General features: G+C 35.4%; 20 protein-coding genes. 6 read left to right on the forward strand and 14 right to left on the reverse strand.

Annotated elements, in window-relative coordinates:
* Positions 1–95 precede the first annotated feature (95 nt).
* Complete coding sequence (locus tag AZF04_RS13680) at positions 96–656, forward strand: TetR/AcrR family transcriptional regulator (protein ID WP_061949201.1); 561 nt, start codon at positions 96–98, stop codon at positions 654–656.
* A 221-nt stretch (positions 657–877) separates the two neighbouring features.
* Here AZF04_RS13680 and AZF04_RS13685 read toward each other — a convergent pair whose 3' ends face one another.
* From AZF04_RS13685 to AZF04_RS13705, 5 genes are all read right to left on the reverse strand, one after another.
* The gene (locus AZF04_RS13685) at positions 878–1,306 is read right to left on the reverse strand and encodes a hypothetical protein (RefSeq protein WP_061949202.1); all 429 of its coding nucleotides are present in this window, start codon (positions 1,304–1,306) and stop codon (positions 878–880) included.
* 192 nt (positions 1,307–1,498) lie between these two features.
* Positions 1,499–2,617, reverse strand: a complete 1,119-nt coding sequence (ald, locus tag AZF04_RS13690) for an alanine dehydrogenase (protein ID WP_061949203.1) — start codon at positions 2,615–2,617, stop codon at positions 1,499–1,501.
* Between the two features lie 111 nt (positions 2,618–2,728).
* Positions 2,729–3,973 carry a PucR family transcriptional regulator gene (locus tag AZF04_RS13695; RefSeq protein WP_061949204.1) on the reverse strand — a complete coding sequence of 415 codons (1,245 nt, stop codon included), beginning with the start codon at positions 3,971–3,973 and terminating at the stop codon, positions 2,729–2,731.
* Positions 3,974–4,373: 400 nt separating this feature from the next.
* Complete coding sequence (locus tag AZF04_RS13700; protein WP_061949205.1) at positions 4,374–5,111, reverse strand: ABC transporter permease; 738 nt, start codon at positions 5,109–5,111, stop codon at positions 4,374–4,376.
* 14 nt (positions 5,112–5,125) lie between these two features.
* Positions 5,126–6,016: an ABC transporter ATP-binding protein gene (locus AZF04_RS13705; protein ID WP_061949206.1), complete on the reverse strand. Its 891-nt coding sequence runs from the start codon at positions 6,014–6,016 to the stop codon at positions 5,126–5,128.
* Positions 6,017–6,448: 432 nt separating this feature from the next.
* Here AZF04_RS13705 and AZF04_RS13710 point away from each other — a divergent pair, with 432 nt between their 5' ends.
* The gene (locus AZF04_RS13710) at positions 6,449–7,054 is read left to right on the forward strand and encodes a DedA family protein (protein ID WP_061949207.1); all 606 of its coding nucleotides are present in this window, start codon (positions 6,449–6,451) and stop codon (positions 7,052–7,054) included.
* Positions 7,055–7,136: 82 nt separating this feature from the next.
* On the opposite strand, the gene eutH is transcribed toward AZF04_RS13710, so the two are convergent.
* The 3 genes from eutH to rlmN form a co-directional block, all read right to left on the reverse strand.
* Positions 7,137–8,234: an ethanolamine utilization protein EutH gene (eutH, locus tag AZF04_RS13715; RefSeq protein WP_061949208.1), complete on the reverse strand. Its 1,098-nt coding sequence runs from the start codon at positions 8,232–8,234 to the stop codon at positions 7,137–7,139.
* A 486-nt stretch (positions 8,235–8,720) separates the two neighbouring features.
* A complete protein-coding gene (gene proC / locus AZF04_RS13720) occupies positions 8,721–9,521 on the reverse strand; it encodes a pyrroline-5-carboxylate reductase (RefSeq protein ID WP_061949209.1) in 801 nt (266 codons plus the stop codon).
* Positions 9,522–10,040: 519 nt separating this feature from the next.
* Complete coding sequence (gene rlmN, locus AZF04_RS13725; RefSeq protein ID WP_061949210.1) at positions 10,041–11,111, reverse strand: dual-specificity RNA methyltransferase RlmN; 1,071 nt, start codon at positions 11,109–11,111, stop codon at positions 10,041–10,043.
* Positions 11,112–11,478: 367 nt separating this feature from the next.
* Between rlmN and AZF04_RS13730 the strand changes: the two genes are divergently transcribed.
* Both AZF04_RS13730 and AZF04_RS13735 read left to right on the forward strand, forming a co-directional pair.
* Positions 11,479–12,885, forward strand: coding sequence for a sodium/glutamate symporter (locus tag AZF04_RS13730; RefSeq protein ID WP_061949211.1), 1,407 nt, complete (start codon positions 11,479–11,481; stop codon positions 12,883–12,885).
* A 483-nt stretch (positions 12,886–13,368) separates the two neighbouring features.
* Positions 13,369–15,411, forward strand: a complete 2,043-nt coding sequence (locus tag AZF04_RS13735) for a catalase (protein ID WP_061949212.1) — start codon at positions 13,369–13,371, stop codon at positions 15,409–15,411.
* A gap of 120 nt (positions 15,412–15,531) precedes the next feature.
* Here the strand turns inward: AZF04_RS13735 and AZF04_RS13740 are convergent, their stop codons facing one another.
* Together AZF04_RS13740 and AZF04_RS13745 are read right to left on the reverse strand one after the other, a co-directional pair.
* The gene (locus tag AZF04_RS13740) at positions 15,532–16,530 is read right to left on the reverse strand and encodes a methyl-accepting chemotaxis protein (RefSeq protein WP_061949213.1); all 999 of its coding nucleotides are present in this window, start codon (positions 16,528–16,530) and stop codon (positions 15,532–15,534) included.
* A 240-nt stretch (positions 16,531–16,770) separates the two neighbouring features.
* The gene (locus AZF04_RS13745; RefSeq protein WP_061949214.1) at positions 16,771–17,940 is read right to left on the reverse strand and encodes a TraB/GumN family protein; all 1,170 of its coding nucleotides are present in this window, start codon (positions 17,938–17,940) and stop codon (positions 16,771–16,773) included.
* A 267-nt stretch (positions 17,941–18,207) separates the two neighbouring features.
* Between AZF04_RS13745 and AZF04_RS13750 the strand changes: the two genes are divergently transcribed.
* Positions 18,208–18,765, forward strand: a complete 558-nt coding sequence (locus AZF04_RS13750) for an RNA polymerase sigma factor (RefSeq protein ID WP_061949215.1) — start codon at positions 18,208–18,210, stop codon at positions 18,763–18,765.
* Positions 18,746–20,356, forward strand: coding sequence for an anti-sigma factor family protein (locus AZF04_RS13755; RefSeq protein ID WP_061949216.1), 1,611 nt, complete (start codon positions 18,746–18,748; stop codon positions 20,354–20,356). Before AZF04_RS13750 ends, AZF04_RS13755 begins: the two co-directional genes overlap by 20 nt.
* A gap of 335 nt (positions 20,357–20,691) precedes the next feature.
* Here the strand turns inward: AZF04_RS13755 and AZF04_RS13760 are convergent, their stop codons facing one another.
* From AZF04_RS13760 to AZF04_RS13775, 4 genes are all read right to left on the reverse strand, one after another.
* Entirely contained in the window at positions 20,692–22,602 is a 1,911-nt protein-coding gene (locus AZF04_RS13760) for an FtsX-like permease family protein (RefSeq protein WP_061949217.1), read from the reverse strand.
* Entirely contained in the window at positions 22,577–23,341 is a 765-nt protein-coding gene (locus tag AZF04_RS13765; RefSeq protein ID WP_061949218.1) for an ABC transporter ATP-binding protein, read from the reverse strand. The genes AZF04_RS13760 and AZF04_RS13765 overlap by 26 nt, the downstream gene beginning before the upstream one ends.
* Positions 23,342–23,437: 96 nt before the next feature.
* Complete coding sequence (locus tag AZF04_RS13770) at positions 23,438–24,439, reverse strand: sensor histidine kinase (protein ID WP_061949219.1); 1,002 nt, start codon at positions 24,437–24,439, stop codon at positions 23,438–23,440.
* A 12-nt stretch (positions 24,440–24,451) separates the two neighbouring features.
* Complete coding sequence (locus AZF04_RS13775; protein WP_061949220.1) at positions 24,452–25,141, reverse strand: response regulator transcription factor; 690 nt, start codon at positions 25,139–25,141, stop codon at positions 24,452–24,454.
* Positions 25,142–25,334 lie beyond the last annotated feature (193 nt).

Consider the following 25,334-nt stretch of genomic DNA (forward strand, 5'->3'; position numbering starts at 1 on the left):
TCACCTCTCTTAATTAGACCGACCAGTCGGTCTGTGATATAATATATAATAGAAATTAAGAGATTGTCAAGAAGAAAAAGAAAGGAGTTTGATAGATGAAAGAGACTATTCTAGCTAGCGCTCGTGAATTATTTATAAAAAAAGGGTATACAGCTACTTCTATGGGTGACATTGTGAAGGCAGCGAATACAAGTAAAGGTAATCTGTACTATCATTTCACTAACAAGGAGCATTTATTCTTAGATATATTAGAGAAAGAGGAGGATCGTTGGGCTAGCCTATGGACCAAGTATGAAAAAGAGTGTTCAACTGCTTATGATAAATTTATTCGTTTAGCTGAATTTTCTGGCTCTACTCAAGCACAATACCCGATGCAAATGGCTTTAGCGGAATTTTATGCTAAAGAACACGACTCGGATTTAATTAAAGAAAAAATAGAAGAGCTTGAGCAACGATTTGTTCATTATTATCATAAGATACTGGAGGAAGGTGTTCTTAACAAGGAATGGACTATAGAAGAAATCGACGAAAAAAGTGAAATGGCTTCCGCCGCCTTTACGGGATTGGATATTTGTTTCTATTTAAGGGACGAAAAAGAAAGAATTAAATTATTTAAAGATTTTGCTCAGGTCTTCCTAAAAGGAATGATGAAGTAAACGATTAGAATGAACTATACGTACGTTGAGAAAATAGCTACATTACCGATCATCACTTACAAAAGACGAGCATTACTAAAAGAGGAATGCTCGTCTTTTTATTTTAGGAACTCTTGAGGAACTGGGCCTTGTCGTCTCCAAAGAGGAGACTGAAGCTTGTACCCTAAAAGTCAATCATTCTTAACTCAATGTTTAAGTTCTTTTTAAATAATGTCTGCACTTTATTTATTAGTAGAAGCTCGTTTCATTGATGCTTCTTTACTTTCCTTTTTCGTATCTTCAATGAGCACCATGATTAGAAAGATAAAGTAGCTAAGAACTAATGCCATTCCACCTACTATATAAAAGATTAAAGTAAAGGTTTGTGGCAGTGGAAAGGGTTGAACCATATATAACCACATGCCTAGCGTTAAACCAATAGAGCCGATGACAGCGGTGATTGTTTGCCAATCGGATAAACGCTTTCTCTTAGGCTGATATACCTTGTAATAAATACTCCATGAAAAAAGAGTTAACCAACCTACAACTAAAATATGGGCATGTACGGGCCGAATCGCATAAGAACCTGCTCCTGCCATATGCGCTCCTAAAAATACACCAATTAAACCAAAAATAGCCGATAGAACTAATAATATTTTTGCATGATTCACAATAAATCCTCCTTAACTAGCATAATCTGAAGTTTAAACTTATTTGCCTATAATTCCTACATAGATATCTTTGTTTCCTCTTCTCTTTTCTTAAAATAGCATACATTGATCGATTACAGTCAATTTATTTGTTTTTTACCATTAAAAAGCCCCAAAACTCCTTTGAATTTTGAGGCCATCGTTTTAGCTTTACTATTTATTAAGTGCTGTTTCTATTTCTACTAAATCATAACCTAAATCACGTGCAACAGCTGGATAGGTGACTTCCCCATTTGCAGTATTTAACCCTAAAGATAAACCTTGATTTTCTTTTAGCGCTTTTTTTACTCCCTTATTTGCAATTTCTAAAGCATAAGGAATGGTGACATTAGTCAATCCAAGCGTAGAGGTTCTTGCTACGGCCCCTGGCATATTGGCAACTGCATAATGAACCACTCCGTGTTTTACATAAGTAGGACTTTCATGAGTCGTTATTTCATTAGCAGTTTCGATAATCCCTCCTTGATCGATGGCTACATCTACTATAACCGAGCCCGGTGACATGGTTTTAACCATTTCCTCAGTCACTAACTGTGGAGCTTTAGCTCCTGGAATTAATACCGCTCCAATTACTAAATCAGATTCCTTAACTGCATTTGCAATGTTCATAGGATTTGACATTAACGTGCTGATGTTATTTCCAAAAATATCATCCAAATAACGGAGACGCTCCGCACTTAAATCAATCATGGTGACATCTGCACCAAGGCCAATAGCAACCTTCGCTGCATTTGTACCTACAACACCTCCACCTATAATGGTCACCTTCCCACGCTTTACACCTGGAATTCCCGAAAGTAAAATCCCTTTACCACCTTTTGGTTTTTCTAAAAATTGTGCGCCCACTTGAGAAGCCATACGACCTGCCACTTCACTCATCGGAGTTAATAAAGGAAGTGTGCGATTGACTTCCACCGTTTCATAAGCAATGCTAATCACTTCATTTTCTAGTAATGCTTTTGCTAGCTCTGGTTCCGCTGCTAGATGTAGGTAAGTGAATAAAATTAATCCTTTACGGAAAAATCGGTACTCATCTTTTAAGGGCTCTTTGACTTTAATAATCATTTCTGAAGAAGCCCAAACCTCACTTGCTTGTGAAAGAATAGTAGCTCCAGCTTCTACATAATCTACATCTTCAAATCCACTACCAATGCCTGCCCCTTTTTCAATGAATACATTATGACCATTATTGTGTAACAACAAAACTCCTGCTGGAGTAATAGCCACCCTATTTTCACTATTTTTTATCTCCTTAGGTATTCCTATAATCATAAACGAACCTCCTAAAACGGCTTAAAATTAACTATATTAATAGTATAAGCATCTATATAAATGCTGGCATTGTGCACGCTGTAAAATAAAAAAGCAATGAGTTGTGAAATATCACAACTCATTACTTTTATTTAATAACTTCAAATCTAGATATAATCCTAATTTTTGAACAGGGTCTTTAAGTGATATCCCGGTAATCTCTTGAATTCTCTTCATACGATAGTTAAGCGTATTCACATGGCAGTGTAATTTCTTTGCGGCTTCATTTACATTTCCATCTTTATTTAATATCACTTCTAGCGTTTCTACTAGATTCGTTTGATTTTTCCGATCATAATCCTTTAACTGCTCAATGACTGCGCTCTTTTCTACACCGTGTATAGCCTCTGCTTTCTTTAAAATATCGATATACTTAAAAACCCCTAATTCATGCATATATTCGCTATTCATTAGCTCATCTCGATATAATTTCTTTAATTGAACCACTCTTAAAGCCTCTTCATAGCTATTTTTAATAAGCTTAAAATCCTCATAGGCATACCCTATTCCTGTCACTACGTTTTTCATAGAAAACCGTTCAGAAATTTGTTGCTTAAACGTTTGAACAAAGGTTCTTAATATATGGTTCGAGCTTCCTTGATTTTCTGTTGCGACCAAAACGATTAGATGATTATCATCAATTGTTTGGATGAGACTTTGTAATTTTTGAGTGGTTTTCGCTACATATAATAATTTTGTGGATAGCTCTGTATCTAAATTATTAAAGGAAAACAATAAAATAGCGAGCGACTTAGAAGTAGGTAGACCTAGTCTATAGAGCTTTGATGTGATTTCTCTATGGTCTTCGAGATGACCGGTTATTAATTGCCATAGAAACTCTTGATGATTTTGCTCCTTCTTCTTTCTTTGTATATTTTGCTTTAATAATTGATTTTTGGCCTTCTCGGCTACTATTTTTAGCAAGTCTACACTTGCTTGATTTAGCTTTTGCTCACCCTCTAATAACCAGATGTATCCTAGAACCTCTTGGTTTTTTCTTATAGCAATAGCAGCACGATTTCCTAGGCCAATGCTTGGTATACTCGAGATAATTAAGGGTTCTTCGCTCTGATGAAGCTTTGGTATAATTCCTTCCTTCCAAAGTCGGTTAATGACCTTTTCTGGTACTCTACGACCAATAATGGTTGAAATACGAGCTTCATCCGTTTGTTTATCATGAGTACTGTAAGCTAATAAGTCATGATTAGCATCTTCTATTGTGACCGGACATTGTAATTGTTCACTGATTACATCAACAAACTCTTCTAATGATTCAAATGAACGATTAAATGATTCTGTTTTGTCTTTAATGTCCATTAACAAAGCCCCTTTTATCTTTAAAAAATATTTTTGCTAGTTAAAAGCATATCATATTTTGTTATATTTAAATCAATTTCATCATTCATATCTTTTAATAAAAACCGAATGATTAGGTCTGATTTTCACTTCAGGTTAGATGCTTTCCCAAGGGCTTGTCTTCAGCTAACTCTGACTACGCAGAGCGTCGTCAGAGTGGATCCTTTGGGAGTCACTACCTACCGTTTCAATCATCCAGGGAATTCACAAACAGTCAAAATATATTTTATAAGATACGTTCGGTTTCATTCACTTATAGAGCAATGATGAAATTCACTCATTTATATGATTACGTTAGCTAAATATTTTCTAAAAAGGGGTATTAGATAAAGCTTTTCGATTTTATAAGGAACCGTCCGTATTAACGGATTGATTTACGTAAAAATTGGCGATACCCTAATAAAGCAATTCCGAGTCCAATAATGGTATATATAGCAATCACTAAGAAAGCTATCCATAGATTGACAGACTCCGTTTCAGATACAGCAAATAATAAGGCCTGATGAGTCCAATATTGAGGGAAGAATTTACCGATCGTTTGAATAATATCAGGTAAGATTTCAAAAGGCATCCATAGTCCCCCTAATATAGCACCTACAAAGGCAATGACTTGTGTTAAGACAATTCCTGTATTCTCCGTTTTCGAGAAAACGGATATTCCTAATCCCCAAGAAGAAACCATAAAGGCTAAACAGAGAGTAATAAAATAATATAAAAAGATTTGGTCGATACGGACATCATAAATAACGAAGCCTAATAACGATAAAAATACAAGCTGAGCTACAATGATAAAAACGAAAGGAAATATTTTTCCGATAAAATAACCTGATACAGTTAAAGGAGTACTAGCCATTCTGGCAACAAAACCACTATCCTTATCCTTCACAAAGGTTATGACAATCGATATAATTGTAAAAACGGCAAAAAACACACTAAACCCCGTAATAATTTGGTTGGCAACGGCCACTGTATCTGGAGCATCATTGCTGAATATCATCATAAATCCTACTACAAACACAACAGGTAATATAACATTCCAAAATACTAATGATTTATCCTGTAGTTGTTTCTTTGTTTCTAATATGGCAACAGCCCACATCTTGTTCTACCCCCTTATGCAGATTGATTATCTCTTAATTCAGTACCAGTTAAAGTAAAAAATACATCCTCTAGTCGTGGCTGGACAAGCGATAACTGACTAGGAACTATCTCTTTTTTCGTACATTGATTTGCAAATTTGGCTAATGTCTCTAAAGGTGTATCTGTTTGGATGACCCAGCCTCCATCCTTTTCTACCTTGCTTTCTCCTTGTAACAATAGTTCAGGGATGTCTCCTTTAATATAAATTCCTGGCTGTGAGTAGCGATGCAGAAGCTCATTGATGGTACCTTGTTCAATAATTTCACCCTTATCAATAAAAGCTACTTGATCACATAGGCTTTCGATTTCTTCCATATAATGACTTGTATAGATAATGGTTTTTCCCTGCTTTTTTAATTTCTTAATGAGCTCAAAAATATGTCGCCTTGACTGGGGATCAACTCCTACAGTAGGCTCATCTAAGATAACAATTTCCGGCTCGTGTATAAGCGCACACCCTATGTTAAGTCTTCTTTTCATACCACCAGAGTAAGTCTTTACTTTCGAAGTTTTCCTTTCAGTAAGACCCATATCTTTAAAGATAATCTCTTGCCTTTCACTTAGTTTCTTACCTTTCAAACCATATACCATTCCATAAAACTTTAAATTTGCGGAAGCTGTAATGGTCTCTTCTAAACATATATCCTGTGGAGTGTAGCCCATTGAAAATGTTTTATTAGAATTAATGTTAATCTTTCCTTCGTATTCTTTAATAATATTGGCTAATATTTTCATTAAAGTGGACTTACCAGCTCCATTTGGCCCAACTAAGCCGAAACAGACACCAGAAGGAATGGTTAAATTTATATTCTTTAGTGCAGAGATCGAGCCATACTTTTTACTAACATTTTTCAATTCAATCATTTCTTCACACCTCTCATACCCTATTATTTTTAGTCCCCATCCACAAATATTCTAAAAATGTAATTAATCCTAATTACTAACTAAATTAACTTTACTATATGTCGATCTATAAAAGCAGTCGAATTTTTTGTTTTTTTAGATTTTTCAAAATAAACGTCAATACCGATTCATGCTACTTGTTCAAGTTCATATATATAAGATTAAATAATTTCTTTAAACAGTCCTCCCTCCATTTCACACCTCTTCTTTACCATCCAGTTTTTAGGTTAGTTGCTTATATAGTTAACCATATATCCATTCGTGCATAATGTCAAGCATAAAAAATAGAAATAAGTACTCATGTAATTTTGTACATGCACGTATATATTATTGAATAAAGACAAGTAATATCTTATTAGACGTGATGAATCGATAAAAGGAGCAAAATTTAGAATGGAAAATTGGATCGTCAATATGATGGAACAGTTCGGATATGTCGGTATTATGTTATTGATTGCTTTAGAAAACCTGTTTCCTCCCATTCCTTCAGAAGTTATTTTGACTTTCGGAGGATTTATGACTACTTATTCAAGAATGTCTGTAATTGGCGTGATTGCCTTTGCTACTATTGGCTCTGTTGCAGGTGCTATTATTCTATATTACATTGGCTCTTTATTAGGATTACATCGAATCGAAAGATTGATAAATCGTTACGGTCATTTCATTCGTTTAAATAAAAAAGATTTTCACCGGGCTTATAATTGGTTTGAGCGATATGGACCTTGGACCGTATTCTTTTGCCGACTTGTCCCTTTAATTAGAAGCTTGATATCAATCCCTGCTGGTATGACGAAAATGAATTTCGGCTTGTTCGTCGTTTTGACCACACTAGGCTCCCTTATTTGGAACACAGTTTTAGTAACAATCGGTTCTGTAGTGGGAGAATCCTGGGGAGCCATCGTACAATATATGTCTTTATACTCTAATATCGTTTATATAGCCTTAGCCGCCCTCATCTTGTTTTTTCTGATTTTTTTCCTTTTAAGAAGAAGAAAATAAATATACCTGATTCAATCAAAAAAACACCTTCAGTAGGATTTGGGTTATGATTAACCATCCGCTGCTAAAGGTGTTTTATCATTTAACTTCTCCATGCATTTCTTTTCGTTTTATCCCTCGTTAGAGTAAGAGCTAATAGAACGGCAGACGCACCACCCGTTAATTTGCCTATCACCATTGCTGTTACCATTTCTTGATTAACTCCTGCAACGAAGCCAAGATGTCCACCTAAGACAAACGCTCCACTTACTGCAAAGGCAATATTAACGATCTTGCCTCGTTCATTCATGTCATCTAGTAAAGAGAACATAGGAATAATATGCGCAAGTGAAGCGATAATTCCTGCAGTCGAGCTTGAATCTAAACCTATTGATTCTCCTACTCGGTTTAAAGGCCTCTTTAATACCTTTGTCATAAACGTAACGAGGGGAAAGGCTCCCATTAATACTATAGCAATCATTCCAACTATTTGAATTCCATCTGTTATAGGAGCTAGACCTGGAATTATCACTAATCCAGTTAAAGTTTCTACACTGATGGCGACTAACCCAACAATCGCTATCAAAGAAACAAATTTGCCGATTAATTGAAAGATTTTCATTAACCCATTCATGAAAAATAGTAATCCGATTACAATGAATAAAGATAACAAGCTCGGTATTATTAAGTTTTTTAATAATAAATTTAAAGAAAAACCAGCTATTAATCCACCGATTAAACACCCTAACGGAATCGTGCTTAATCCAATCATAATGCCTTTAGCTAAAAAAGGATGATTTTCTCTTTTAACTAAACCGAGTGCGACCGGAATCGTAAAGGAAATCGTTGGCCCTAACATCGTTCCAAGCAAAACCCAGGCAAATAGAGCCGCTTCCTCACTCAACGCCATTTGTTCAGCTAAAGCGAAACCTCCCATATCTAAAGCTAAAATGGTATTGGCGAAAGTTGCCGGATCCGCCCCAATCATCTGATATACAGGTGTAACAATAGGTAGTAATAGGTTAGCGATAACCGGAGCTAGCGAGACAATCCCAATAATGACAAGCCCCAAAGGGCCCATTGCCATCATCCCTTCTTTAAATCGCTCTCCAAAACCAAATTTGTTCCCTAAAAGGTAATCTATGGCGCCTATTATAATAAATAATGATAATATAGCTAAAATAATTTGATTCATATTCATATTTTATATAAAGCCCCTTTTTATTATGTCCAGACCTATTCCATTAAAATGATTAGTATTTATTGATAGTTGAACTAATTTCATCCTTCCTATCTTTTAATGAATACCGAGCGGTTAGGTTTTTGATTTCCACTTTAGGTAGATGCTTTCCCAAGGGCTTGTCTTCAGCTAACTCCGACTACGCAGAGCGTCGTCAGAGTGGATCTTCAAACGGCGCTCATCCTTTGGGAGTCACTACCTACCGTTACAATCAACGAGTGATTTCGCAAACATTCAAGACATTTTTATAATGAATGGTCTGTTTTATTCAACTTTAAAGCAATTATGGAATTGACTCTAGTTATTTTCAAAGTTTGATGGTCACTCCTCCGACCTCTTCTATTTTAACCGAGGTATTCATTATTTGATATTAGAAGTTTAAAAGAGTACCATAATGCTCCAAACAAAAGCCTACCCTAAAAAAGGCAGACTTAATTAATAAACCATTTATTTTTCTGTTAATTTTGCCATATTCGCATGAACAGCTTCTATAATCGCTGAACGAAATCCATTCTTTTCTAGAGCAGCCATGGATTGAATAGTCGTTCCACCTGGAGAACAAACCTCGTCCTTTAATTGTGCAGGGTGTGTGTTTGTTTCTAATACCATTTTTGCAGAGCCTAGCACCGCCTGTGCAGTAATAGCATATGCTTGCTCACGTGGTATTCCGTATAAAACGGCTGCATCTGCTAAAGCTTCGATATACATATAAATAAAGGCAGGAGAAGATCCGCCAACTGCACTAGCTATATCCATTAATTTTTCATCAATCACTTCTGTCTTACCAACTTTATTAAATAAATCAACAATAAATTGACGGTCTGTATCTGTCATCAATCCATTAAAAGATAGAGTCGTTAACCCTTCCTTTACTAATACAGGTGTATTAGGCATAGCCTTCACCATTTTTACCTCTTTCATAAATCTTGATTCATTTTGCTCAATAGATTGACCACCAGCTATTAAAACGATAATAGCATCTTGCTTAATACGGTCTCGAACTTCCTCAATGACAGTTGGGTATTGATCTGGTGTTACAGAAAGAAATACGATATCAACATTTTCTGCAACGTGGGAATTGCTCTCTGAAACTTGAATGCCATACTCATTTCCTAAGCTCTCTAGCTTACCTTTAGAGCGATTCGATGCATATATATGCTCACGCTTTATAAAGTTAGATTCTAATAAACCACCAATTATCGCCTTTGCCATATTACCACTACCAATAAATCCAATATGTTTATCCATAAAAACTTCCTTTCTATTTTCCTATCATTAGCTTATAGCTCATAAATAAAAGGCTACCACAACCTCAAATGAATAGGAAGTTAGCCAATCATTAAGTGAAAATGACCATTTATGAAGCAAAGTAATAAGGCTATACCAACTCTATGTAAAGTACCAACCCATTAAAATCATGAATCCACTCTAATGTAACAGTTCTCAAGCACCTGAATGCTTCTCACCATAAGCACCTTTCATTATATATAAAAAGCTAAGAGGCTATGGCAAAACGGTTTAAACAACACATGTAGATAAACTTGAAAAGAAATGTGAAGGATGCAAACACTAATAACGAACAATGAACCCTCCTTCTTGTAAAAAGAAGGAGGGTTCTGTTAAACGGGTATATTCTTTATGGAAGACGAAATCTAGCGGACACAAAGCATGAAGACTCCAGCGGGAGGAAGTGGCCATGCCGAAATCCACTTTTTAAAAAAGGTAGTTTGGCGCCGTCCCATTGGCTTTTACTCCACAATCTTAAAGCTATGCTTTTACTTTATCCTTTTTAATCTGCTTACTGCGCAGTTGACCACATGCTGCATCAATATCGGTACCATGTTCTAGACGAACTCCACAGTTTAGACCTTTTTTCTTTAGCGTATCGAAGAAAATACGGATATCTTCGTTATCACTTCTTTGATATTGGCCATGCTCATCAACAGGATTATATGGGATAAGATTAATATAAGTTAATTTTCGACGATGACTCCCAATTAAAGAAGCTAATTCTAAAGCATGCTCTTTTTGATCATTAACTCCCTTTAGCAATATATATTCAAAGGTAATACGACGATTAGATTGCTCTAAATAATAGTCAACTGCGTCCATTAACTTCTCAATTGGAAAAGCTCGATTTACCTTCATAATTTGTGTTCTAAGCTCATTATTTGGTGCATGTAATGAAATAGCTAAATTAACTTGTAATTTTAAATCAGCAAAATCATAAATTTTCGGTACGATTCCACTTGTTGAAACGGTAATATGTCTCGCACCAATTGCAAGACCCTTTTGGTCCTTAACAATTTCAAGAAAATCGACCATATGGTCAAAATTGTCAAATGGCTCACCGATTCCCATTACTACAATATGACTAACTCTTTCATCATTTTCACGAGTATCAAGGTGAAGCTGCACCTTCATAATTTGTTCTACGATTTCTCCACTAGTCAAATCGCGGTTTTTGCGTAATAATCCGCTGGCACAAAAGCTACAGCCTATATTACAACCAACCTGAGTCGTCACACATACAGAAAGTCCATATTTATGTTTCATTAAAACGGTTTCGATTAAATTCCCGTCTTGTAGCTTTAATAAAAATTTAATGGTTCCATCCTTTGATTCCTGCTGGAGATGGACTCCCATTGTTTCAAAGGCAAAGTTGTCTTCTAATAATTGTAAGCAATCTTTGTTCACATTTGTCATCTGAGAAAAATCAGTCACACGCTTTCGGTATAACCAGTCCCAAACTTGCTGTGCTCTAAAGCGTTTATGTCCACGCTCTAATAACCATTCTGTTAATTGCTCAATCGTTAAACCGTAAATTGAATGTTTCATCCTATAAAACCCTCCGATACCACCTTGAAATGCACCTCATTCTCTTAAAAAGGTTCTCCATTGGATGTACCCTTTCATACATCGAATAAAAGGATTTACTTTTCCTCATTTCAATAAATGGTCAAATTTTTAATAGAAAAGAGCTCTTATCACTTTTTTCTACCTCATCCATATTATCACGTTCAAAAAGGAAGTCAACCACCTCATATATTCGCAATAATATAAATAATCAACACTTTCATTTCTCGGTTAGTTATATCTATTTTTTTAACATCTCTTAATTAAAAAATCGTTAATTCTTTTGCTAACGTTTTAAATTTTTTCTAATTGGTAATAGGTGAAAGAGAAAAAGAAAAGGAGGGACATGGTGTCACCAGAACTGATTGGATTTAGTTTTATTATTCTTGGAATTCTACTTATGATTAGTAAATGGATTCGGGTAACGATTCCCTTTTTACAGAATGTATTAATTCCCAGCTCCATTATAGCTGGTCTGCTCGGCTTATTATTGGGTCCTGAAGTACTTGGTCTATTGGACATTGAACTTTTTGAGGAAGGCGGGCTTTTTCCAGAGGGGATGATTACCGTATGGGAATCATTACCAGAGTTATTGATTAGCATTATTTTTGCCTCCTTATTTTTAGGAAGTTCTATACCCTCTTTCAAAAAAATGTGGAATATTGCAGGTCCTCAAATTACTTTTTCTCACTTTATATCTTGGGGACAGTATGTGATTGGGGGAGTACTTGCCACTTTTCTTTTAGTACCTCTTTTTAACTTAAATCCAGCAGTAGGAGCCCTTCTTGAGATTAGCTTCGTTGGCGGACATGGGACAGCAGCAGGTCTCTCCAGCACCTTCTCAGCTGTAGATTTTGAAGAAGGGCGAGACCTCGCAATTGGACTAGCAACAGTCGGTGTTTTGTCTGGTGTCTTTATTGGAATGATTCTTATAAATTGGGGAGCAAGGAAAGGAAAAACAAAAATTTTAAAAAGCCCTGATGACATTTCTAAAGAACAGAAAAAGGGATTAATTAAAATGGAGGATCAGGATGATGCACCTGCAGGTCACAAAACAACAAGATCTGAAGTCATCGAAACATTTACTGTTCATTTTGCTTATATAGGTATCGCTATAGCTCTCGGATACCTTATTTTAGAAGGACTCATATTAGTGGAAGAAGCACTTTGGTCAGATACAATTGAACTATTTGTCAATATGCCTTTATTTCCATTGGCTATGATTGGAGCAGTAATTGTACAGTTGACTTTAGATAAAACAACAAAAGAACCAATATTAGACCCCGGGTTGGTCAAAAGAATTCAAGGATTCGCCCTTGATTTGCTTATCGTCTCTGCAATAGCTACTTTATCTTTAACTGTAATAGGAGACTATCTATTACCATTTCTTTTCATGTCAATTGCCGCCATTTCTTGGACTGTTTTTTCCTTTTTATTCATTGCTCCAAAGATGATGCCTGATTATTGGTTTGAACGTGGAATTGGCGATCTTGGACAAGGGCTTGGAATGAGCGCTGCTGGATTACTTCTTATTAACCTAGTAGATCCTAAAAATGATTCTCCAGCAAAAGAAGGGTTCAGTTATAAACAGCTTTTGCTAGACATCTTTGTCGGTGGAGGAATTGTAACTGCTGCTTCGGTTCCATTAATTGTAGCTGTAGGACCTGTAGTCTTTTTAATCATTGCATTTGTTGTGATGATAGGTTGGTTGCTCTTAGGGTTATTGTATTTCGGGAAAAAGAGAGCCCATAAATGATAAAGATTATCGGGATATGTCTCAGTTTTTACATTTTTTTAATCGCAATAAGTTGTGTATAAGTTCATTCATAAAAGGTTTATTTTAACGATTTGTCGGGAAGAAGCGTGGTGAAGGCACATATTTAAAAAAGCATCTGAGAAAAAATAAAAGCTCTGTACAGATTTGTTCATTACAAATGAAAATACGTTTTCTAATCTTCATTATCTCAATACAAAACTCTTGGCGGAATAAAAACGTAAACGAACCGATACTATCATAGGTGAAAGTATAATGATGATGGTTATATTAATTGAAAAGGGATTTGTAAACTCCCGTTAGAATTCAAGTATCTTTCACAAGCGACTTTCAGTATCTAATTATGTGCGTTCTAAAGCCTTTCTTACAAATGATTCTACACTTTCAATAACATCAGGATTGTTGAATATCTTAAACCAACTAAACACATGCATTTAGTATTATTTTTTTCAGGAGGTAAAGTACATGGATAAAAACCAAAACAAAAACCGTAAAGATGAACAATTAGATGCTTTCAGAACCGAAGACCGTAATAAAAGTATGACAACTAATCAAGGATTAAAAGTATCTGAAGATGAATTCTCTTTAAAGGCTGGAGAACGTGGGCCAACGCTAATGGAAGATTTTCATTTTCGGGAAAAAATGACCCATTTTGATCACGAGAGAATCCCAGAAAGAATTGTACACGCAAGAGGATTTGCCGCGCACGGGGAATTCGAAGTGTACGAATCAATGAAACCGTATACAAAGGCGAAGTTCTTACAAGATCCTGGAACAGTAACTCCTGTTTTTGTTCGTTTTTCTACAGTAGCAGGTTCAAAAGGCTCAGGAGAGCTTGCTCGAGATGCTCGGGGATTCGCTACTAAATTTTATACAGAAGAAGGAAATTATGATCTGGTTGGTAACAATATCCCTGTCTTTTTTATACAAGATGCAATGAAGTTTCCCGATTTAGTGCATGCGGTCAAGCCAGAACCACATAATGAAATTCCTCAAGCTGCGTCTGCTCATGATACATTTTGGGATTTTATTGCGAATAATCAAGAGACCGCTCATATGATTATGTGGAAAATGTCTGATCGAGCGATTCCAAGAAGTTATCGAATGATGGAAGGTTTTGGTGTTCATACCTTTCGTCTTATAAATGAAGAAGGAAAATCTCATTTTGTAAAATTCCATTGGAAACCTAAACTGGGTGTCCATTCCGTTGTTTGGGATGAAGCCCAAAAAATTAACGGAAAAGACCCCGACTTTCATAGGGCTGACTTATATGAGGCGATTGAGGAAGGAAATTTCCCAGAATATGAATTCGGTGTACAAATTATTAATGAAGAAGACGAATATAAATTTGATTTTGATGTTTTAGATCCAACCAAGTTATGGCCAGAAGAGGAGGTACCTGTAAAAATCATTGGTAAAATGACACTCAATCGAAATGTTGATAATGTCTTTGCTGAATCAGAGCAAGTTGCCTTCCATCCTGGTCATGTAGTACCAGGAATAGACTTTACCAATGATCCTTTACTTCAAGGGAGATTATTTTCATACACAGACACTCAGTTAATTCGATTAGGTGGCCCAAATTTTCACGAATTACCAATAAATCGACCTGTTTGTCCTTTTCATAATAATCAACGTGATGGTTACGGTAGACAGACTATTAATGTTGGACAAGTTAGCTACCATAAAAACTCATTGGCCCATAACACCCCAAATACTGTTCGACCAGAGGACGGTGGTTATGAGCATTATCAGGAAAAGGTTGAAGGACGAAAAGTAAGAGCTCGTAGCATTAGCTTCAAAGACCACTTTTCCCAAGCAAGTTTATTCTGGAATAGTATGAGTAAAGCAGAAAAAGAACATATTATTGAAGCCTTTAGCTTTGAACTAGGAAAACTAAAAAATGTTGAAATTCAACAACAAGTCATTGAAATGTTTGGAAATGTTAATTTGGAAATGGTACAAAAAATAGCTAAAAATATTGGATTAACTCCACCATCAGAGGGAGGCTCTAATTATACTAAGTCCTCACCTGCACTAAGTCAGGAAAATACAATAAGAAAGGGAGATACAAGAACGGTTGCTCTTCTTGTTGATAAAGAATTTAATGGCAAAGAACTAGAAAAAATAGTGGAAGGACTAGAAAAAGAAAACATTCAAGCAAAGATCGTTTCTGAGTCATTAGGTACTTTAAAAGGAAATGACAATGTTGAGATTAAGGTCGATCAATCTTTCTTAACAGCAGAGTCGGTACTTTTTGATTCGGTTTATATCGCATCATCCGGAGAGCATAACAGCACTTTCCATTCAAAAGCAAAAGAATTTATTAAAGAAGCCTTCTCCCATTATAAACCAGTCGGTGCACTGGAGGCAGGAGCAGCTTTACTGACGGAAATGCAAATTGACCACACAGAGCCTGGGGTCATTGTCAATCATAATTCTGGTACATTCATACCTAAATTTGCTGAAGCCATAGCCAACCACCGTTTTTGGGATCGAAAGATATAACTGGTTTTTGAAAGAACTTTAAAACAAATGATTACCGAAAAACAGGAATCTCAATCCATCATATTTAGTGTATATAGACTAAAACTACCTCATCTAATATAGATGAGGTAGTTTTTTAAGCTAAACAATGGTCTCTTCTACAATAACAGACCAACCTTTACCTTTATAAGCATTATAGCCTTCTGTTAGACTATACGCATAAATACTGTTGTCTTCAATGGTATAACCTCTTGTTTCTTTTCCAGAAAGGATTTGCTGTACAGCTTGCAGTGAGGTTAAAGATTTTTTTAAGATTTCTTCACGATTTTTGGAGGCTATCACATAACCTTCTGAATTAATCACATACAAATGGCTGTTTGCATCTATTTTAACTCGCTCAATGATATCGTAAATATATTCCCAATTAAAACGGGTCGTGAACACACCAATCACTTCACCAGCATTATTTCGAACTGGACTCGAATAGCCGATCGTATAACCTTCTACTACATCGGAATAGTATAAATCAGTCACATAAACATCATTGGATTCTACCGTTTTTTGAAACCAAGTTCGGTTTGATACATCTTTTCCTACTTGCTTAGAATTCTTTGCAGCTGCCACTACTTTCCCATTTATATCAACAACAAGCAAATCGAAATAAACTTCATAAATATTATAAATGTTCTCCATTAGTGCCTCTGCAGCTTGCTTCGTTTCATTTGATGAATTTAATAAGCTTTCTTTAATAGCATCAAACGTTGCCCAGGCCTGAACGTCACAGTTTCTTTCAAATAAGTTACGATCAATTTTATCAATTGTATCGTAAGCAACATCTACTGTACGAACAGCCATTATTTCATTTGCTTTGTTTTGAATACGATTGATCAGATCTTCACTTTCGTTACTTGCATTTAAGCTATCCTCTGCAAATTTCTTTATTTCTGTTGCTACAACAGCAAATCCTCGCCCTGCATCTCCTGCTCGAGCTGCTTCAATGCCAGAATTTAAAGCCAAAATATTCGATTTCATCGATATATCCTTTATATTCTTCATCGTATTTTGCATATTTTGATTATCTTTCTTTAATTCGTTCATTAATATAGAAACATTCAAATTTTTTTCGAGTGTTTTTTCCATTACCACCATCTCCTCATTGAAAATTTTAACAGAAAAACAGACTTTTGTCCTATAATAAAAACCATTTTTTAGTATAATTGGATTATATCATAATCATTTCAGAAAATGTTATCTCTCTATTAAAACTATTTCGAATATTTACTAGTCCTATTGTCTCTTCTACACTTTTTTTTAATATTAAAAAAAGGCTATCTGATTAGCTGCTAGCTACCAAATAACCTCTCCCAAAGCATTCTCCTTTTAGAATAAATTATCAAAGAAGACTCTCACTACATCGGCTCCACCTATGAATGTACCTAAGGCACTACCTATATTAGCTAAAAGGACAATTAATAATATTCTTGTCACTTTATTTTTCCAAAACCCTTTCACTGAATGCACATCTTCAGAAAGACTTTCAAAATCTCGCACGCTCGGTTTATTAAAATAGGCCTGTACTAATCCAGCTAACAAACCAGCGGATATTAAAGGGTTTAATGAACTAAAAGGAGCTACAATAAAGGCCGTAACAATTGAAAGTGGATGTCCTAATGCTACAGTGGCTCCAATAGCAGCCAAAGAGCCGTTCCATAATATCCAGCTCAACGTTTGCTGCATACCAGCATCAGGATTGGACCAGAAAGTAAAAGCAATAATTCCAATGATAAAAAGTGGAATCAGCCAACCAATCATTTTCGGCCACTTTGGTTTAGGTGGTCTTTCATTTAATTGTTTAATATTTTGCTCATTATGTATTTCTTCTGTTATACCTGGAACATGCGCAGCCCCTAATACCGCTACCACTTTTTGACCAGGAGCCGTCTTTATATGATGTGCTAAATATTGATCTCTTTCATCAATTAACGGTTTCTTTAGGCGGGGAAAGGTGTCTGTTAAATCTTTAAGCATCGCATTTAACATATCCTTCGATTTCATTTTTTCAACTTCTTCTTCCGTCAAAGATTCATTACTGAAGATAGAGCCTACTATTTGATACAGAAGGTCGACTTTTCCTCTTAAACCAATTTGATTCCATATTCTAGAGAACGTAATTTGAATATTTCGGTCCGCTAGAACTAGCTCAGCTCCTACTTCTTTGGCTGATTCAATACCCTGTATCATTTCTTGCCCAGGCTTTACATCAAATTGCTTAGCCATTCTATTTTGGAAGGAAGAAATAGCTAGGTTCATTAATAAAAATGTCGCTTTTTTTTCCTTAATTACCTTGAATATGTCCATATCTTTCCACTTGTTACGATTTTGTATAGATTGGTATCTTTGTTCATCTAATTCAATACAAACCGAATCTGGTCTTTCTGTCGCGATAACCTCTTTAACTTGCTCAGCACTTTGTTTGGAAACATGAGCTGTACCAATTAAAATAATTTCTTTGTCGTCAAGCATTAGCCTTGTTATATTCTCTTCAGACATGGACTCCCCTGCCTTTATCATTTTCTTTGTATTATACAACTTTTATCTATAGTTGTATCTTATCCGATGAAATCATTCTTTGCAAAATATGACTACTTTTATCTAGTTAAAATTTTTTTCTCCCCTTTTATATTATATGATGGCTGTTCTGTTACTATTAATCTTGAAAACAAATAAATTATTTTATAGCAAAAAGTGAAATCTTTTTATTTTATAAACGTCAACTTATATGTAAAGAAAATCATTTGTAAAAGGGAGGTGCCCTGTGTGGAGGAGCATTGGATTAAAGAAATTAAAAAAGGGGATTTACACTATTTTGAGAAAATCATAGAAAAGTACAAAAACCCTCTTTATGCAACCATTTTAAGAATGACCAAAAATCCAGAAGATGCTCAAGACCTTTTACAAGAAGTTTTTATTAAACTGTATCGCCAAATAGATAAATATAATGGAAATGGTAGTTTTGCAGGCTGGTTACACCGTGTTACCGTTAACCATTGCTTAGATACTTTCAGAAAGCATGAATATAAAATAAAAAAAGAAGAGATACAGGATTATGCCTCTGAGGAATCTCAGCAGCCTGATGTCATTTACTTACAAAAAGAAAATCAACGGCAATTGGAGAAATTAATATCTTCCTTACCTGAAGACGAACGATTTATTATTTTATTACGATACAGTAACGAACTGAGTTATGAAGAAATTGCCGAAAGCTTAAATATTCCTGTTACCACTGTTAGAAACAAGCTTCATCGAGCCAAGAAGAAAATGCGACAAAACCTTAAACAGAAGGGAGAGTACTTCTATGACCTGTCCATCAAATGACGAACTTTCTCAGTATGTAGACGAACTTTTATCACAAAGTGAACATGCAACCATAGAGAAACATCTTCCTCATTGTCATGAATGCAGAAAAGTGGTCACCCATTATCAAAAGGAAAACCAATTTATTAAGCAAACATTGAAAGAACCGGTCCTCCCCGCTTCCTTTCAAACTCAATTATTAGATACATTAAAACCTATACAAATAAAGAAAAAGCAAGCTAGACAGAAACCAATGAAACTAGTTTTAATTGCGGCCTGTTTCCTTTTGGCAGTGACTTCTATTCCTTTAACCTTCCAAACAGCGATTGGTGATTGGCTTGAGAATGTCTTTACCTCAAATGGAGGAATTGATCCAGGATTACGAGTGGCCTCGGAAGATGGTTTTATCGAAAGTGTAAATAAGAAGAGCATTGATGAAAACCTTACTTTTCAAATTGACGATATTATTGCCGACCAAACAAGAATTGCTTTCTCCTATCAAATATTAGACAGAAAAGGACAGTCCTTAGATCCGTACGTCGATTTATCAGATCATCGAAATGATATTGTCGTTAAGGATGAGGACAATCAGACCATTCCTTTATCTGGATACAGCTGGGGCTATCAGGATCACTTTGGCCTTTTGGAATTTTCATTGCCTGTTACTGAGAAATTAAAAGAAAAATTAACGGTAGAGCTTAACATCCATTATATCCATGGACGAGAAGGTAATTGGACTTTAAATCTTCCTGTTGATTTATCGAAAAGTTTAGCCGCAACCGAGGTTATTGACTTAAAAGAGCACCAAATCCATACAAATGGAATAGAGCTTTCCTTAAGTTCGGCAAGGTTTTCTCCTTCTGCCAGTGAATTAATTTATGATACCAAAATTAGTGAGGAGGAGATGGAGGCCACTAAAAAAAATATTCGCGAGCTGCATAAAAAATTTGGAATTAGTATGTTTGGAGCTTTTCCTTATGTCGGTAACCAAATCCAATACCACATCAAAAACGATCAAGAACAACTAGTTTATCAGCATAATATCTTCTCTAACGGTTACCCAACTACTGTTGGTCATTTATATTCCTTTGCTGAGGAAATAAAAGATTTCGGTCAAGAAAGATGGATGGATACTTTTATACCGCAAAAGGATGCATCGCTCTCCTTTGCGCTAACTGGTATTTTCAAAATGGAACCAGCCAATTTTTCAATAAGCTTTTCACCTGAGGAGCTTCATAACGGTCCTATTGAATTTGAATATGAAGGAAACTATATGTCGATTAAAGAAGCTCAGTTAAATACGAACTATCATTATCAACAGTTTACTTTACCAGCTGAAGAGAATTCTATTGTGATTGAGATTGAAGGTTCAAAGGAGGAGCAGTCAAGCGAACTAGGTCACTGGGTCATGACGAATGAAAAGGGACTTGCATCCATACCTGATAACGAAGGTCTATTCTTAGATGAGCAAGACAAAAACGGACGTCAAAAAATGGCTTTTTCACTCACCTCCTTCGATTTTGAAGAGATGCCAGAAGAGCTAACCCTACATCTTGTATCTGTGAAACGCTTTTATCCTTTAACTGAACCGTGGGAAATTCCCATCAAATAAATGGAAGAAGTCCGGGACAACACCTGTTTAAAATAACCACATGAGAGATAATTGAAATGATGTGTAATGGATGCAAACATCAACAACAAACCATGAACCCTCCTTACTGTGAAAAGGAGGGTTTTTTGATCGGGTAGATTCACAATGAAAATGGTAAGCTAGCGGACACAAGACATGGTGATTCCAGTCGGAGGAAGTGATTATGCCGAAATCCACTTTTATAAAAGTTCATTCGGCAGCACCCCACCGGACTGAACTGTCTTGGGGTAGCGAACAGCCGGGTACCTAACATGTGAGGAAACATTCGTTCAAAAGATGGTCTCATCCTCGATTTATTAATAAATCGCTTCACGAACTTGTTTGATATAAAAATGACGAACAACTAGGAAGTAAACAATCTGTATGAATGCAAAAAATAATAGCACAGTCAGCGTTTCTTTTAATAAATTCGTTTGAAAGGCATTGGACAGTGCATTTAAGGCAACAAAACCATGAATGAGAGCAACGAGAATCGGACTAAAAAATAGCAGACCAATCTGTCGATTCAAAATTCTTTTCAGCTCTCTGTCTGTTAGGCCCATTCTCGATATTGATTTAAATTTCTGCTTATCAATTTCAATATCACTATATAGTCTAAAGTATAAAAAGCTTCCAGAGCAGACAAAAAAGACAATCCCTATAAATAATCCAATAAAGAGTAATTGGCCAAAGCTTTGCTTAAAAAGAATAGATGTATATTCTGTTGCAAATACTTTGGTAGAATCGATCTCGCTATTAATATCTTCACCGAATAAAAATAGAGTTTCCTCACTCACCTGCTCCATTTCATTCCATGCCACATAAACATTTTCGAAGCTCTTTTCCTCTAGTAAATCTTCTTGAAGATGATCCGGAATAATATAGTACAAATAATTTCCAAGTGCATCACTTTCTATTAATCGATTAGGGTAAATGTCCCCAGCTTCTAAAAATTGCAAAGGGATATCTAGTTGCTCTTCCACTCCAAACAAATAGCCATTCGGGGCTGCCGCTATCACGATTTCGTTTCTGTCTAAAGATAGAAGTTCCTCGTCCATCATATTAGCCATCTTATTATATTGAGATTGTGTCAGAATCATTAATGAACTGTTTAATGCACTATTAATAGAATAGAATGGTCTGATAAGCTCTACCTTTTCAGCATTTATCCCATAATCAGCTATTAACTCATCTACATAACCGATTTCCTCTTCTATATTGGCTGTATTTTCCTCGTTTTCAGCTATATCTTCGCTGTAGGTTACCATCGGACTTATTCCATAAAACTGATTAGAAAACATATTCTGAACTCCATATAATGTTCCAATGGCACTAAATGCTACAGTTGAAATGATGGCAACCATAAAAAAAGTTCTTGCATTATCTTTCATACGAAAGGATAAATCAGAAAATAAAATCATATTGGTTTCTTTCCAGTAAATAGAGGTCCTTTTCTTTAGAAACCTTATGATGAAAACACTTAGTTGGGTGAATAAAAAATACGTTCCAATAATGACGAGTATAATAACCGGTATCATCGCAAGGAAGACTTCTACTCCCTGAGATGTGATAGCAAAATAATAGCCTGTTCCTAATAATAAAAGGGTTAGTATACTCAAGATGAAAGAGCTTTTTGGTTCTCCTTCTGATTTGTTACTACCCTTAATTAAATCAATCGGTTTTCCGCTTTTGAGAACGATGGAAACAAAGAAAGAAATCATTAAAAATAATCCGCTAAATGCTCCAACGGTTGTAATGATTGCTCTAGTCGGAAAATAGAAAGCAAGATTTTCTCTTAATACTAATACGTTTTCAGCTAGAAGCATGATCGCTTTTGCAAAGACTAGCCCTAAAAGAACTCCTCCGATGGTCGCAAAAAAACCAATGACGATATTTTCTAAAAAAACTAGCTTGCGCATTTGATTTGGTGAAATCCCTTGCATAACCAGCAAGCCAAATTCTTTTTTTCTCGACTTCAAAAAAGCACTCATTGAATACAAAACAAAAAATATAGAAAACAAATAGATAATAACTTGGGCCACATTCATTCCAACAGCTGCTTGTTGAATCAATCCATCCTCCAGCACACTTGCTTGGAGTAATGGATGATAAGCGAAAATTGCAAAGGAAAAAAAGACCATCACCATAAACAAGCTACTTAGAAAATATCCAGCGTATAGCTTTTTGTTACGTTTTACATTATTAAAGGCGAATTGACGAAAGGTCATGTGTATTCCCCCCTAATATAGAAAGAGTATCGATAATCTGCTGAAAAAAAGCTTGGCGATTATCACCTTTATACATTTCAGAATACAGCTCACCATCACGTATAAAAATAACTCGGTCACAATAACTCGCTGCAAGGGGATCATGAGTAACAAGCATCATCGTCGTTTTCTCTGTTTTATTTAGATTTTGTAGCATTTCCATTACATCTTTTGAGGCTTTAGAATCTAAATTCCCTGTTGGTTCATCTGCTAATAACAGCTTGGGTTTATGAATCATTGCTCGGGAAATGGCCACTCTCTGTGCTTGTCCTCCAGAAATTTCATAAATTCGCTTTTTCATAATACTTTCAATGCCTAGCTTTTTTGCTATTTCAGAAGCTAGCTCTTTCATTTCCCTGACTTTTGTTCCATCTAATGTTAGGGGAAGGACCATATTTTCTTCCACGGTCAAGGTGTGAAGTAAATTAAAATCCTGAAAAACAAAACCCAGCTCTCTTCGCCGAAATTTTGCCAACTCCCCTTTTTTGAGTTGGTGTGGATTTTTATCTGCAATATGAATATGCCCAGTAGTTGGTTCATCAATAGTGGCTATTAAATTCAATAGGGTCGTTTTACCACTCCCAGATGGACCCATAACCCCTACAAATTCCCCTTCCTCTACTTTTAAATCAATATCCTTTAAGGCTTGATACGTCACTTTACCTTCATAAATTTTACTGACTTTCTTTACTGTTAGCATCTATACACGTCCTCCTTATGGTTACACTGCTATTACTCATATCATCAGTGTATCGGAAGGATATTTTTCAAACGATCGATCGTCCTTTCATTTACCTTACAATCTTGTAAGGTTTTGTGTTTCAGAAAAGATGATTCGAAAGCTTGTTCCTACACCTACTTCAGAATCAAACTCAATATTATGCTCTAAAAAATCTAGAGCCTCCTTTGCAAGATAAAGGCCCATACCAGTAGATTCACGATTTTTTCTCCCATTTTCACCCGTAAAGAATGGTTCAAATAAACGCCTGAAATCCTTTGTAGGAATCCCTACTCCATAATCACGTATTTCCAAAATCACTTCTTTCTTTTTCTGATATACAGAAATTTCAATTGTGCTACTTTTTCCAGTCGAATACTTTACTCCATTATTAATTAATTGAGACATAATAAAGTAAAGCCACTTTTCATCACTCTTTATGTGAATTCCTTGCTGTTCCATTACCATTTTAGGATAAACTTGATTTCTAATAAAAAAACGCTTTTGAGCTTTTGTGACTTCTTGGACTAATTGATATAATTCAATTTCTTTCACATGAAAATCTTGTTCAATAGTACGTAACCTAGACATATACAGTATCGTATGTAAGCCTTCCTTTAAGCGGTCTGATTCGGCTCGTAAATCAGACGATTGTGGTTCATCTACTGTTTCTGCTGTTAACTCTATAACCGAAAGTGGTGTTTTCATTTGATGAACCCATTGGTCCATAAATTTCCTATGATGATCTTGTTGAGCCTTTAACTCATTCATTTCTTCTTTATAATAACGATATTGTTCAACTATTCGTTTATCAAACATCTGGGCAATTGGATTTGCATTCGTTTTGCTGTAAGATTCGTCTAATGTTTGAAAAGGTTTCTCCAGCCTTTTGTAATACACCTTTCTTGTTTGATAATAATAGAAACAAAAAAGCACAAATACAACCAAGCATAAAAAAATAGCATAAAAAATGATCGTTAAATTTCTATACCCCGCTAGCCAAAGTATCGATAAAATAATGACGAATTGGATGAACTGAGCAAGAAATAAAGTTTTATATTCCTTAAAAAATAAATTCATGGTCAGCCTCCATTATTCCCATGTAACCTTTAGAACATAACCAGCTCCACGTACTGTTGCTACAGCATCGAGAATCCATAACTGTTCCAATTTCTTTCGAACTCTTGTTATATTAACATTTAGTGTATTTTCATCAACAAACGCTTCATCATCCCATAATTTATGTAATAAGTCCTCTCTTCCAGCAACTCTTGGATATCTTTCTAGTAGAATTTCTAAAATATAGGATTCATTTTTCGTCAAAGCTAGCGTTTTACCTTTGAAGGTTAATGTTAACCGCTCTGGATATATTCGTAGTCCCGAAACCTCTATACTTCTTTCCTTTTGCTGTGCATATTCACCATAGGCTCTTCTTAATTGGCTTTTGATTTTAGCTATTAAAACTTCAGTATGAAAGGGCTTAGTCATAAAATCATCGCCGCCATTTTCTAAAGCCATCACTTGGTCCATTTCTCCTATACGGGCAGATAAAAAGATGACAGGGCATATCGATTGTTTACGAATTTGTCTACACCAAAAATAGCCATCATAATGAGGCAAATTAATATCTAGAAGGACAAGACTAGGTTCCACAGTTAGAAAGTCTTTTAATACATTTTCAAAATTGCTTGTAACAAATACAGTAAAACCGTATTTTTCTAATGCTAACTTTATATGCTCCGCTATTTTTTGATCATCTTCAACAATCATGATTGTTTGCATCTAATCACTCCCTACGATAATTATGTCATAATTATCGTTCAAAAAAAATGTAGGGCTTTAGGATTTTTGGAGCTCATTCGTTTCTTTTTTATAAAAAAAAGTGAAATGGCACGGCTCCATCTCACTTTGTTGATTTTTGTTAGTTTCTGTTATATTCTATTTCGCCTTGCTCGAAGTTCAGAAAAGGTTCTGT

It is taken from the genome of Alkalihalobacillus trypoxylicola (assembly GCF_001590785.1).
GTDB lineage: Bacteria > Bacillota > Bacilli > Bacillales > Bacillaceae_D > Alkalihalobacillus > Alkalihalobacillus trypoxylicola.